Source organism: Cobetia sp. 29-18-1 (genome assembly GCF_029846405.1).
Lineage (GTDB): Bacteria > Pseudomonadota > Gammaproteobacteria > Pseudomonadales > Halomonadaceae > Cobetia > Cobetia amphilecti.
The window spans coordinates 19,236-31,866 of record NZ_JARWKS010000022.1; the positions used below are offsets into that span (position 1 = coordinate 19,236).

At 60.7% G+C, this 12,631-nt stretch carries 14 protein-coding genes; all 14 read right to left on the reverse strand.

What is annotated here, in order from left to right:
• Positions 1 to 484: 484 nt before the first annotated feature.
• Positions 485 to 1,024 (reverse strand): hypothetical protein, encoded by a 540-nt coding sequence (locus QD208_RS15010; RefSeq protein WP_279837330.1) that lies wholly within the window; start codon positions 1,022 to 1,024, stop codon positions 485 to 487.
• Positions 1,021 to 2,022 carry a hypothetical protein gene (locus QD208_RS15015; RefSeq protein ID WP_279837331.1) on the reverse strand — a complete coding sequence of 334 codons (1,002 nt, stop codon included), beginning with the start codon at positions 2,020 to 2,022 and terminating at the stop codon, positions 1,021 to 1,023. The genes QD208_RS15010 and QD208_RS15015 overlap by 4 nt, the downstream gene beginning before the upstream one ends.
• Positions 2,022 to 2,528, reverse strand: a complete 507-nt coding sequence (locus QD208_RS15020; RefSeq protein ID WP_153636659.1) for a hypothetical protein — start codon at positions 2,526 to 2,528, stop codon at positions 2,022 to 2,024. The genes QD208_RS15015 and QD208_RS15020 overlap by 1 nt, the downstream gene beginning before the upstream one ends.
• A complete protein-coding gene (locus tag QD208_RS15025; protein WP_279837355.1) occupies positions 2,512 to 3,078 on the reverse strand; it encodes a GspH/FimT family pseudopilin in 567 nt (188 codons plus the stop codon). Before QD208_RS15025 ends, QD208_RS15020 begins: the two co-directional genes overlap by 17 nt.
• 223 nt (positions 3,079 to 3,301) lie before the next feature.
• Positions 3,302 to 3,787 carry a type IV pilin protein gene (locus tag QD208_RS15030; RefSeq protein WP_082388835.1) on the reverse strand — a complete coding sequence of 162 codons (486 nt, stop codon included), beginning with the start codon at positions 3,785 to 3,787 and terminating at the stop codon, positions 3,302 to 3,304.
• Positions 3,787 to 4,125 carry a hypothetical protein gene (locus QD208_RS15035; protein ID WP_043335952.1) on the reverse strand — a complete coding sequence of 113 codons (339 nt, stop codon included), beginning with the start codon at positions 4,123 to 4,125 and terminating at the stop codon, positions 3,787 to 3,789. Before QD208_RS15035 ends, QD208_RS15030 begins: the two co-directional genes overlap by 1 nt.
• Before the next feature lie 10 nt (positions 4,126 to 4,135).
• Positions 4,136 to 7,714 carry a PilC/PilY family type IV pilus protein gene (locus QD208_RS15040; RefSeq protein WP_279837332.1) on the reverse strand — a complete coding sequence of 1,193 codons (3,579 nt, stop codon included), beginning with the start codon at positions 7,712 to 7,714 and terminating at the stop codon, positions 4,136 to 4,138.
• Positions 7,715 to 7,727: 13 nt separating this feature from the next.
• Positions 7,728 to 8,306, reverse strand: coding sequence for a hypothetical protein (locus QD208_RS15045; RefSeq protein ID WP_131432819.1), 579 nt, complete (start codon positions 8,304 to 8,306; stop codon positions 7,728 to 7,730).
• Positions 8,306 to 9,295, reverse strand: coding sequence for a prepilin-type N-terminal cleavage/methylation domain-containing protein (locus QD208_RS15050; RefSeq protein WP_192839447.1), 990 nt, complete (start codon positions 9,293 to 9,295; stop codon positions 8,306 to 8,308). The genes QD208_RS15045 and QD208_RS15050 overlap by 1 nt, the downstream gene beginning before the upstream one ends.
• Positions 9,292 to 9,858 (reverse strand): type IV pilus modification protein PilV, encoded by a 567-nt coding sequence (gene pilV, locus QD208_RS15055; RefSeq protein WP_279837333.1) that lies wholly within the window; start codon positions 9,856 to 9,858, stop codon positions 9,292 to 9,294. Before pilV ends, QD208_RS15050 begins: the two co-directional genes overlap by 4 nt.
• The gene (locus QD208_RS15060; protein ID WP_176678500.1) at positions 9,855 to 10,355 is read right to left on the reverse strand and encodes a GspH/FimT family protein; all 501 of its coding nucleotides are present in this window, start codon (positions 10,353 to 10,355) and stop codon (positions 9,855 to 9,857) included. Before QD208_RS15060 ends, pilV begins: the two co-directional genes overlap by 4 nt.
• A 74-nt stretch (positions 10,356 to 10,429) precedes the next feature.
• Entirely contained in the window at positions 10,430 to 10,918 is a 489-nt protein-coding gene (locus QD208_RS15065; RefSeq protein WP_107335846.1) for a type IV pilin protein, read from the reverse strand.
• Positions 10,919 to 11,139: 221 nt separating this feature from the next.
• Positions 11,140 to 12,108 (reverse strand): 4-hydroxy-3-methylbut-2-enyl diphosphate reductase, encoded by a 969-nt coding sequence (gene ispH, locus QD208_RS15070; protein WP_052384823.1) that lies wholly within the window; start codon positions 12,106 to 12,108, stop codon positions 11,140 to 11,142.
• A 59-nt stretch (positions 12,109 to 12,167) separates the two neighbouring features.
• The gene (fkpB, locus tag QD208_RS15075) at positions 12,168 to 12,611 is read right to left on the reverse strand and encodes an FKBP-type peptidyl-prolyl cis-trans isomerase (RefSeq protein ID WP_043335961.1); all 444 of its coding nucleotides are present in this window, start codon (positions 12,609 to 12,611) and stop codon (positions 12,168 to 12,170) included.
• Between the last annotated feature and the right edge of the window lie 20 nt (positions 12,612 to 12,631).

Sequence of the window (12,631 nt, forward strand, 5' to 3'; positions counted from 1 at the left end):
TCCTAAGTTGAAATCAACCCAGGTAGCAGTAGGATCCATATTGTCATAGCGTTCATCCCCATCCCCCTTTTTCCAAGGAAGATAAGTCTGATGAGGGTTATATGCTTGAGTATTTTGTGTGTAGCAGAAATACTTCCTATCCAAGTCAAGAGGTTTGAAAACAGTCTCACATTTCTTTTGTTTTCCCCACCACCTCTGTACCCACTCACACTCTTTCTGTTCGGCATAGACCAAGTCATATTTCTGAACAGAATCCCCACCCTCAAAAGTGTCTTCAAAAGACATCGAGCCCGAATCATCCAGCACCAGCAGGACGTTGGGCGTGACGCCGACACTCTGGGTGGTGGGCAACTGAAGTAGTGTGTCGCTGTCTGCCAGCACGGGCAAGGCGACCAGCAGTCCACCTGACAGCAAGACCGGCAGGTGAATACGACGCAAGCCGCTGCGGCGGGGTGAGTGCTTCGATTTCATCGATAGATTCCCTTCAATCGGCCATCATGATTTCGCTTTGCACCACTGCCAGTGCACGCTTCTTGCTATCAGGGTCACCTGCGCTCTCAAGACTCCAACCGGCGGCCGTGATGCGGAAGGCATTCAACAACTGACTGCTGCTCAGGTTATCGTCATTCAGAACGCCTTCCGTCGTCTCTCCGAGATACTCGATGACATAGTTGCCGTTGTCAGCCGCATCACCACTCAAGACACCTTCCCCCTCCCAGGCGTCTGCCTGCAGAGGATCGAAGTCCAGGTCCTCCCCCGCCGTGACGTCATAGAAGCCGTCCCCACCGAAATCATCCAGGGTCAGCTCCCCCTCGAGCAGACGACTCTCCGCCTGTTGCTGAAGGCTCTCGGCCTCCGCGTAGGCGTTGTCGTAGAACTGGGTATTCATCAACATGCGGGTCTGCAACTGGGTATCTTCATTGCCCGTCACCGCCATCACACCCACCACGATCAGCATGATCAGCACGACCAGCAATGCCATGCCTTGCTGGCGTGGCAGCCTGGGAGAACTTGACTGGTTCATAGACCGATATTCCTCGGGCTCAGGGTGATATCGAAGGTGCGTTGCAACTCACCGTTCCCCTCACCCTCGACATTGATCGTCGGCGGCGTCTTGAGGATCAGGCTGATGTGGATCCGTCTGACGCTGCTCCAGTCGTTCGCGGCCTCCACTTCCGCCACGCTGCGCTCCACGGCAAAGCGACTCGCGCTACCGCTGCCGGAGGCCGTATCGAAGGTCAGGTCCAGCGCTTCGACGTATCGCGCCACTTCTTCGCCACAGCCTGCTGCCGGGTCGCCAGCGACATCCTCGCCGTTCAGGCAGAGCCGAACGGGGGAGTCGTCATCGGCCTGTGACAGCAACAGGTACCAACGCTGCAGCGGATAGACATATGCCTGGGTCTGTATGGTGCCGCCATAGCCGTGCTCGACGGCGCTCGACAGCTCGAGCGAGTTGTTGCCATCGCCCGAGAGGCGTGCGATATCGCCGCTCTCACAGTCGCTGATCAGCACGACGCTATCCGTCTCCAGCGTGCCGGAGGTGTAGTCCTCCAGGGTCAGCGAGGTATCGCCCTGGGCGACGCTCGCCCCGAGCTGCCAACCGCGCTGCGCTCCCAGCGCCGGTACCTGCAAGGCCAGACGGTCGTAGGTGACCCCCGCCACCGTGTCGGACTCGGCCGTCAGAGGAGAATCGGACAGCGCATGGCTGCCGGTACCATCACTGACACTACTCACCGACGCACAACCGGAAAAGCCGGCATTGCGCACCAATGGCTGCAGGCGGCGTGTGACATGGCGTGCAGACTCCTGCAGGTAGGACACGGCAGACGTGGTGTTGAGGGTCGAGCGCGAGGCCAGAAAGTATTCCAGCGCCATGGCGGAAATGAACAGTCCCAGCACCAGCGCCAGCATCAATTCGACCAGGCCGACGCCCTGCTGGGCACGCCGTGAGGGAATCGAGCGCGGCGCCCGAGGCGAGCGCGACGCGAAGGCTCGCAGCGGGAGGGAGGCTTTCGACGACATCAGGGCACCACTCGTATCTGTAGGGTCTCGCTCAATGCCTGAGCATCGGCGTCCATGCTGTCTTCGTTCTGCCCGAGCTGCGCGGCACCGCTCCAGCCGAGGGTCAGAGTGAGAAGGTCACTGCCGCTGCTGGCGATGGACCCGACCGGCGCGTTCAGACTGCTGTCCTCAAGCCTGTCCGCCCACACCGCCACATCACGGGCCGCAAGCTCGGCAACACTGCAGGGGCAACCGCCCGGATTTCCTGCCCCCGCAGTGGAAAGCCCATCGTAGTCATCCACGCCATCGGGATTGGCCTGAATGCGCTCTGCCATGCTGACCAGGAGAATACGGGCTTCGGTACGCGCGTAACTCTCGTTGTTGGCCTGCAGACTTTCCATCTGCATGAGCCCGAACCCCAGCAATGTCAGCCCCATCAACAGCAGAGCGATCAACGCCTCCAGCAGGCTGGTACCTTGCTGGCCACCGCTTGCGCGGGACACGCCAAGCTCAGCAACTCTGGTCATCGCTGCCATAAGTCTCCGTCAATACTCGTCCGATGGGAGTCAATTCAAGCTGGCGATGGCCCTGCCCGCCCGACTGATCGCAGATCAACAACCAGGTGGAATCAGAGGTCGCGCCCTGATCATCGAAAGTCACGCCGGCAACACCCGCCTGCACGGTGATGGCGGCATCAAACACGCGCAACAGGTCATCGCCCAGCGACGCCCGTGCCTCGGCCTGACTGCCCTGCACCACCGCCCAGCCATTGCTCCAGCTGGTGGAATTCATGCAGGCGTCACCCTGCGCATTCAGAGGACAGAGCGTGATGTCGTTGCCGCTGGCCACCGCCTCACTACGCGCATAGTTGATGGAAGACACGAGCGTCTCGGCCGTGCCGGTGACGGCGTTGCGCGCGACCACCCCCTGCCAGGCGGGGACGGCAATCGTGATCGTGATCACGAGAATGGCCAGCGTGATCATCAGCTCAATCAACGTGAAGCCTTGCTGGCGGCCCTGCTGACATCCATGCCGAAGTGCAGGAAAAAGCTGCATCGTCTTACCCCTGAAAGCCACGCAGGCCAAAGCACCCTGCAGGGCGTGAAATTGGGCAATTTAACGTCTATGAACCACAGATGGAATCATTATGTTACACAAGATTACCCATCATTCCGAAAACTCCCCATAATCACCGTTATTCCATATTTCTCGACTGAACCTCATCCACCAGACAAAAAAAGCCCCGATCATCGTAGATCGAGGCTTCAGGCGCTTGCCATGCAATGTCGGCTGTCAGTGCCTACCAACAATCACTGCTATCGGTGTCTTCCGAGTCCTCAAGGACTGCCGCTCCCTTCACTCCCAACTCCGTGAGCGTAAAGGTGGCGCAGTCCTCATCGTTGGCCTGACTGCCGGTAGCAGTGGCGGTCAAGGTATAGCTGTCTGCATCGCCTGCGACGGCCAGGTTGTAGAAGCCTTCCTCGCTGACGGCATCTGCCTGGCCCAGCCCGATACCACCGCCACCGCCTCCAAGCGCATCTCCACAGCTGGTCGCCGCTGTCACGCTGGCCGTCGCGTATTCACCGCAGGTTGCCATGATGCGCTCCTGGGTCTGGGCAAGCGCCAGCAAGGCGGTGGTGGCGTCGGTGCGACGTGAACGCTCCACCTGATCCTGATAGCTGGGATAGGCGATCGCCGCCAGAATGCCGATGATGGCCACGGCAATCATGAGCTCCAGCAGACCGAAGCCGCCTTGTGCCCGAGCCCCCCCTGTTCGCCTGATCATCAGCGCCCCCGACGCAGCAGCGTGATGTCGATGACCTGCTTCGGCTCACCACGTGGGTCGAAGCGCACCTCGACCTCCTGCCCCGGCGTGAGGTGGAAGGCCTTCAGCTCGCGCCCATTGCGATTGAGTATCCGGCTATCCGGCTGAAGCACGAACCCCATGTCGTCGACGAGCAGCTGATCTCCCTCTCGCTCGTCGATGACGCCGGTGACGCTCTGCTCCATGACCAGCGGAATCGGGGCATCTTCCGCCAGGGCCTGGGAGCCCCAGCTCGTGAAGAGCAGGCCCGCCGCCAGCATCAGTCCACTACCAGTCAGCTTGAGTCGTGATGTCTTCATGGTCTCTCTCCTAGCGCAGCTGATACCAGGCACTACGGCCTTCCAGCCCATCGATCCCGAAGTCCATGGCCATTTCGACCACCTGATTGGTGCCACCCTGACCGACATACTGGGTATCGCCCAGGAATTTCGGTGAGGTGGGCTCGCCTTCTGTCTTGATCGAGAGTACGACCTGATTGTTGACGTTGTCGCTCGCGTTGACCTCGCCATCAGCGTTGTAATCAAAGACCTGCTGCACATTGTTGTAACTGCGTACCGGCTGCAGGCCGTTGCGCAAGCTGAGCGCATTCAGCCAACCACTGGCACCGCCAGTACAGGGGCCATTGGAGCCCGGGATGGTGGTATTGAAGACAATCAGATCACCACGGACAGCCGGGATGGTCACCAGACGCTCACCGGAGTCCGGTAGCTCCAGGTACCAGCCATACTGCATACCATTGTTGTTCTGATTGGAATAATCGACGCCTACCCCCGTGACCGTTCGCGCGTCACTCACGCCACTGATATTGGAGAAGCTCTGCTTTTCCAGCTGGCCATGATGACGGCGAGTCGAAGACCCGGTATGCAGCACGCTGTAGAAGGATTGCGTCGAGGTATCGACCGCATCCTGCAGCGTCAGCAATTGCCCGGTGCCCCAGTACACATTCAGGTACGGCGTATCGACGGTGCTGTTGAAGACACCGCTGCGTGCCACGGCTACCCGCGATGTGATGGGCTGACGGGAAGCAGCTGGGCAGATCGATGACGTGCTGTTCAAGGCAACGGCACATGACTGGAACAGACGCGACATTTCGCTGCTGCCGATGTTGCTCAGCGAGAACTCGCGCATGTCGAACACCCAGACATTGCCATGCAGGTCGCCGGCATAGACCCAGTCGGTGATGCCATCGGCATCGACGTCGGCCAGCTCAGGGCTCGACATGCCATTGCAGTCACTGCTGCCAGAGGTGCACGACCCACCGGCATTACTGCCCTGTTGAGAATCCAGCAGCGCATAGTTGTCGGGGTCTTCCAGGTCCACGATGAACAACTTGGCACGCCCATCGCTGTCGGCGTTGTAGCCATTGCCGAAGATGGCATACCACTTGCCGTCATCCAGACGCGCTACCTGAATATCGCTGAAGGTATAGCCGAGGTCCTCGTGCGTGAATTCCCACTGCACGATCTCGGCCGGCGAGGTGCCGTCGGATTCACCCAATGACTCGAAGCCTTCAGGATCGGTGATATCCAGCATGTAGACCGCCTTGCCGCCAGCGCCCAGCCCACCCAGCAGGACCGAGTGCCAACCGGGCGCATCCTCATCCCCCAACTGGACATGCACGTCACGCGCGACCGGAGTGGCATCGACATAGTACTGGTGCACATAGTTCTGATCAGCGAGCTGGCGAATACCGCGCCCGCTCTCGATGCTGAAGGCGGCATACGGCATGTAGGCGAACTTCTCTTCACCGGTCTCCATGTCGATGGCGTGCAGCATGCCGTCGTTGGCACCGATGTAGATCATGTTCTGGCGCTCCTCATACAGCGTCTTGAAGGAGCGGTACGAAGACACTTCCATGTCATTGCGATAGCTGGCCGAAGGCGGCCCGACGATCGCCGGCGAGGCATGCACGATATCTCCGAGATAGTTGTCGTCACGCTCGCGGAACAAGGTGCCTTCGTAGGCATCATCACCCTTGAGGTAGCCGATCAGATTCTCGAGATCCGACGTTCTGACACCAAGGTTAGCGCCATCCAGCTTCAGGAAGGTACCGGTAGTATCCAGGACGCGTCCCGTCAGCTGAGTCACGCCACTGGTGACGCCTCCGACCACTGAGCCGACTCCGCCAAGAATGCCATCATCATCGTCGTCGTCGTCGTCGTCGTCGTCATCATCCCGGACGGTTCTCCGCAGCGTTGCCAGCAGTGTTTCTGACAGCAGGGTCTCATCGAGGAAGCCCACGAGGTCCAGTACCTGTTCGGCCTCCAGTGATCCGGCCTCCTCGATATTGAAGAAGAACGCCTTTTCATCCACTTCGGAGATCCCCGGGTTGTAGGTGATCACCTTGCGGCTGGAGCTACGGCTATCATCGTCACGCAACCACTCCGCGACGGACCAGTCCGAGGTGGCGCTCAAGGCGCCATTGGTGCCGATCTTGCGTGCAACGACATCGCCCGACCAATCGGCGGGATCATAGATGGTCTGGATCACATAAGCGCCGCTGGTCTGCCCACCACTGCTGATGTCCAGGCTACCGGTGCTGGCCGCGCGCCCTGCGATGGACTGCGCGATATTGTTCAGCGCATCAATCAATGCCTGCGGATTGGCGGCGCTGAGATATTCACCACGTCCGTTCCAGGCCGCATGGCGCAGATCATCGATGGTGGTATTGGTATTGGCGGAAGGCTGCGGCCAGGTGAAGGCAGACTCGAGATCAGCAGGGTTCTCGGACAGCGAGCCATCCACACCGAAAGCGACGGTGTAGGTCACCATGTGCTGAGCGGAGTTTTCATCCACTCCCGGTATGGTAGGCACGCTGTCGATCAAGTCAGTCCGCAGGTCCTCGCGATAATATTTCATCGCGACATCGCCAAGCGTATTGGAATGGCTGTCACGGTGACTGGCACTGATGTGATCACCGCTGCCACCATCGACGTTGCCGACACTGGGGCTGGAGCCATTCCAGTAGCCATCGCTCATCATGATGGAATAGTTCTGCTGGCACATGCCGCCCTCATCCGCACTCAGGATGGGAGCATTGCTTCCAGTGCTGGAATAATACTCACCGGCATTCTTGAGCGCGGTACGCAGAGGGGTGCCACCGGAGGGATAGGCGGTAAACAGCTCCTCCAGCAGGTCTTCACGCTCATCGACATCCGTCATGTCCGCAACGTTGCGATTGTTGCGACCCTGGATGGTACGTAGCCCGACCCGGGACTCGTTGGCGTCGATCACGCCGGCCATGGCGGATTTGGCCACGGACATGCGGTCACGGTAATACGTGAACCAGTTGGCGAAGTTGGTCTTCTGCGCGGCGGACTGCTGGTTGATGTAGGTCTGACGTGTGTTGTCCACATAGAGGCTGCTGCCGCTTTGATAGAGGCCACACTCCTCGAAGTCATACTCTCCATCACCATCATTATCCGTCCAGGGCATGTAGTAGACCCCGGTGAGGTTGACGGTGGACGTCGGCTCATAAGGATTTGAACGCGCCGTCAACAACGTGGCATCTGCGTACTCCACCCCAAAGCGGTCCTTGCCCGCCCAAGGGGTGTAGGTCAGCTCCGGATCGTAGGCCAGCACATTGAAACCATTGCACGAGCCGATGGCCCGAGCGATGGTGTTCTGGGTGCGATGGCTGACGACCCCGGCATTGATCGAGTAGACCCCGGAGTTCCCAAGCACCGAGGACGCTGGCTGATACCCCCAGTGTTCCACCCCCTTGTTGAGAGTGTCTTCCCAGGCCATGCTGCCCGAATCATCCAGAATGAACAGGATATTGGGCTGAACCCCGGTCGCTTCCGTGACCGGGGCGCGGGCGATTTCCCCGGGGGCCGCCAGACAGGGCAAGGCGACAAGGCACAAGGCACCACTCAGCAGATAACGCATATTCATGCTCCTCTCAGAAGTAAGGGCCCAGTTCCATCTCGCTTTGCACTACTGTCCAGGAGGCACCATTGCCGCCCCCCGTGCCCATCGCGTTGATACGGAAGGCATCCAGGCGCGTGCCCACCGCATTCACTTCGTTGCTGGCATTCAGCGGCGGCTCGCCGACCTTGCCCAGATACTCGATCACATAGGCCCCGATGACCGCACCGGTATCACTGTCCAGCGTCTGGATACCGCTGGCTTGCCAATCCGCTTCCGAGAGCGGGTTGATCGGCGGTGCATCCTCGGGCAGTGCCAGCATCAGGCCAGCCGAGTCATCGAAGCTGTCCAGGCTCCAGGTGCCATCCTCCAGGCTTTCCTGCAGCGCACGCTCACCGATGCTCAGGCTGGTTTCCGCGTTGTAATAGGACTGCTCGAAGTTGCGGCTGTTGACGGCCATGCGTGTCTGCAGCTGACTGTCCTCGACCCCGGTCACGGCCAGCAGGCCGATCACGACCAGCATGATCAACACGATCAGCAAGGCGATGCCTTGCTGACGTGCCGGCCCCCGGGTGACCGCGCAGACTCTGGACGTTGAAGACGATGTATTCATCAGCTGCCCCTCAGTTGCAGATTGCGCGGTGTGAACGTGAGATTGAAGGTTCGCGTCAAACGCCCATCGTTATCCCCGCCCGGCACCACTCCCGGCAGGCTCTCGAGCGTGAGTGCGATCTCGATACGGCGCACCTCATCCCAACGGCCTTCGCTGCGCACCGTGGCGGCCGGCACCTTGACGCGGTCGACACTGCCATTGCCGGTGGTATCCAGACTGAAGCTGACATCGAAGCCCTGTACGCCGGAGGCCAGTTCTTCGCGTGCGAAAGCGGCATCGATACGGTCGATATACAGTGAACGCACCGAAGAATCGTCAGCCTGGTCATCCAGCCGCAGCTCCCAGGCCTGCACCGGGTAGAGATAGGCGTTCGAGGACTGAGAGCTGCCGTAGGAACGTGACAGGGTGTCATTGGTTTCCACATTGCCCTGGGTGGTGCCCGACACCCTGAAGACATCGGTGCTGCTGCAATCACTGACCAGCGCATACTCGTTGGTCACGAAGGCATCTTCGCTGCCGTTGCGCACGGACAGGGGGCCGCCCAGCGACGTCATGCTGCTGGTCAGCGTGGTTTCATCGCCGTCCTTGCTGGCAGCGACGAACGTCAGATTGAAATAGCTGAGGCCCCGCTGGGTACGCTGCTGCCCCCCGAAAGGCGCCGTGAGGTCATGGGACGCATCCACCGAGCTGGCATTAGTGATATCGCGGCTATTGGCACAGCCTGCGTAGCCCACATTGCGCATCAGCGGCTGGAGCCGGAAGGACACGTAGCGGGCCGATTCCTGCAGATAGGAAAGCGCCTCCTGGGTGCTCACGGTGCTGCGTGAGGTCGAGAACATCTGCACGGCCATCGCCGTGATCAACAGCCCCAGCACCAGGCTGATCATCAGCTCGACAAGCCCCACACCCGCCTGGCGCTTCATGCCATGAGGGCGGGTGGTGGCGGGGGCGAAGCGTCGGCGGACCGATGCAGGGGAACAGCGATTCATGGCTCTACCTCGAAACGATAGGTCTGCTGGTCAACTCCCCCGCTGATGGGGTCACTCCACTGCACCTGGACACTAACATCGTGAACGCCGATACCGGCGCCGCCGACAACACGCTCGTCGACTTCCACGCTGCCGACGCCGCTGGTCAGCGTGGAGCCGATGATGGCGTCACGCCAATCAATGATGTCCTGGTCCGCCAGCTCTGCGGGCACGCAGTCCGAGCTGCATCCATCCGCGGGCGCATTGGTGGTATCGGCATCATCATATTGATCGATGGCCTCAAGGTTGGCGCGGATACGCTCAGCCATGTCCAGCGACAGCAGTTGTGCCACGGTATTGCTGTAGCTGACGCGCTGATGCTGAAGCGTCTGAACTTGCAACAACCCCAGCCCCAGCAGGGAACCCCCCAGCAGCATGACCGCGACCAGCGCCTCGATCAGGCCGACGCCGCGCTGTGAATGCCGAGCGGAACGGCGCCGTTGCAGGCGAGACAGCAATGTCTTCCTCAGCGCTCTCGGCTGCAGGGCTTGCTTGAGGGATGTGATCATCAACGATGCTGTCATGAGCAGTCCCCTCCTGATTCAAGGCGCACACGGCCTGAAGGCGCCACTACCACAGAGGTAGCATCGGAGGCCGCACAGAACACCAGCGTACTGTTGCCACTCGTCAGCGTGCCGCGATCGTTGTAGGTGATCCTGGAGGCGCCCCCCGACTGGGCAACCGCATTGCTGTCCTGATGGATCCACAGGCGGTCGTCGAGGGTGAAGTTGGAAGTACTCCCGACATAGACGACCCAGCCATTCGCCCAGTCATCGTCGCAGGTCGTGGGATTGGGGGTGGCAACGCTCGGCGCATAGGGACAGACACTCACATCCACACCGCGCGTGGTAGCGGTGCTGCGCGCCATGCCGAGCGCATGGGTCAGGGCACGCACATCGGACTCCACCTGAGAGCGCTGCACCAGGCCTTGCCAGGCCGGCACCGCCCAGGTCGCGATGATGGCAATGATCGCCACTGTCACGACCAGCTCGATCAGGGTGAAACCACGGGATTGGCGCATGAGAGATACTTCTCCTTGCCGCTAAGGGTCGACCGGCCATGCCGGACTCGAGTCTGTCTTCTGGGGGCCCACCATCACCAGCACCGACCTCCTCCTTCGGCACCGGTATTCATGTCCTGGTCCATCCACAGCACGCCGCAGTCATCATTGAGTTGTGCCCCTTGAGGCGTCGCCTGCAGGACGAAGGCCGAGGCAGACAGACTGCGATACGTGATCAGGTAGCGAAGATTGCCACCGCCGTCCTCTATACGGCTGACGCCATCCGTCGGCTGGTCATCATCCCCCACGGGCGCCTCGGAGAAATTCTGGTAGTAGAAGCCATGCAGCTGTCTGGCCTGCTGCCCCAGTGCCTGCTGGGCATGCGAGCGCCAGCTGCGCTCCACATAACCGAGATAGGAGGGAATGGCGACCGCCGCCAGAATGCCGATGATCGCGACCACCATCATCATCTCGATCAGGGTGAAGCCCTTGGCCCGACGCCTGCCAGCTGCCCCGCGCCCCGGTCTCGGCTTGCGGCGTGCACCTGCACTGCTGACACCGGTGACCGAGAACAGTCGTGGCATGGGGAATTCTCCAGAGTACGAACCATACCTCTATTATGTATCATTTTGGTAACTGCGCATTACATTTTTTTTCAATACGCACCAGATTGATCAACGATCGTGCTCAAGAATGCCGTTGCTTATACAAGAAACTGCTGAATTGGATGGCAAAATGCGAATGGCGCGCACAAAAAAGCCGCGACAGGGTCGCGGCTTCTTCACTGGCAGAAACTTACAAGGCGTTACAGCTCGCGGATCTGATCCGAGGCGATCAAGCGCTCCTTGAGCTCCTTGGGCATCGAGAAGACGATGTTTTCCTCCTGGCCCTCGAGCTCCTCGGGCGCCGAGGCTCCCAGCGCCATCAGACGATCGATCACGCCCTGCACCAGCACTTCGGGGGCACTGGCCCCGGCGGTGATGCCGATGCTGCCGATCCCCTCGAGCCAGCTGGCCTCGATCTGCTGCGCATCGTCGATCAACCAGGCGGGGGTCTGCATGCGCTCGGCCAGTTCGCGCAGGCGATTGGAGTTGGAGCTGTTGGGGCTGCCGACCACCAGCACCACATCGCAGGCTTCCGCCAGCATGCGCACGGCGTCCTGGCGATTCTGGGTCGCGTAGCAGATGTCATCCTTGCGCGGGCCCTGAATCGCCGGGAAACGTTCGCGCAGCGCGTCGATCACCCGCGCCGTATCATCCATCGAGAGCGTGGTCTGGGTGACGAAGGCCAGCTGCTCCGGGTCCTTGACCTCCAGACGCGCCACATCGGACTCGTCTTCCACCAGATGGATGGTGCCACCCTTGGAAGTGTCATAGCGGCCCATGGTGCCCTCGACCTCCGGGTGGCCCTCATGACCGATCAGCACGCAATCCTGGCCCTTGCGCGCATAGCGCAGGACTTCCATGTGCACCTTGGTCACCAGCGGACAGGTGGCATCGAAGACCTTGAGGTTGCGACGCTCGGCCTCTTCTTGCACGGCACGCGAGACACCGTGTGCCGAGAAGATGACGATGACGTCATCCGGCACTTCGTGCAGTTCCTCGACGAAGATGGCGCCGCGCTCCTTGAGGGAGTCGACCACGAAACGGTTGTGCACCACCTCGTGACGCACGTAGATCGGCGGCCCGAACACGTCGAGCGCCCCGTTGACGATATCGATGGCGCGATCCACTCCGGCGCAGAAACCGCGCGGGTTGGCCAGCTTGATCTGCATGACAGGCTCCGCTTGATGGCGAGGTGCGCTCACGGGGAGCGCACCTCTGGAAAGAAGACTCAGTGCGTGGTCGCGGGGGCGACTGACAGTACCTCGACCTCGAAGGTCAGGGTACGCCCGGCCAGCGGGTGATTGAAGTCGACCTTGACGTCACGCTCATCGATCTCGCGGATGATGCCCGGCAGCTCCGAACCCGACGGCTCGGCGAAGGACATCACCATGCCGACCTCGATCTCTTCATCGAAGCTCTTGCGCGCCACGGTCTGGACGTTCTGCGGATTGTGCTGACCGAAGGCATGCTCCGGCGTGATCGTGAAGCTGCCGGTCTCGCCCGCCGCCATGCCCATGATCGAACGCTCGAAGCCCGGCGGCAGATTGCCGTCACCCACCTGGAAGGTGGCCGGTGTCTTGTCGAAGGTGGAGTCCACCTCGGTGCCGTCTTCCAGACGCAGACGGAAATGGAGGCTGACCTCCATGTTATCGGCGATACGATGCTCGCTCATGCTGACCTCGCTTGTGGCGC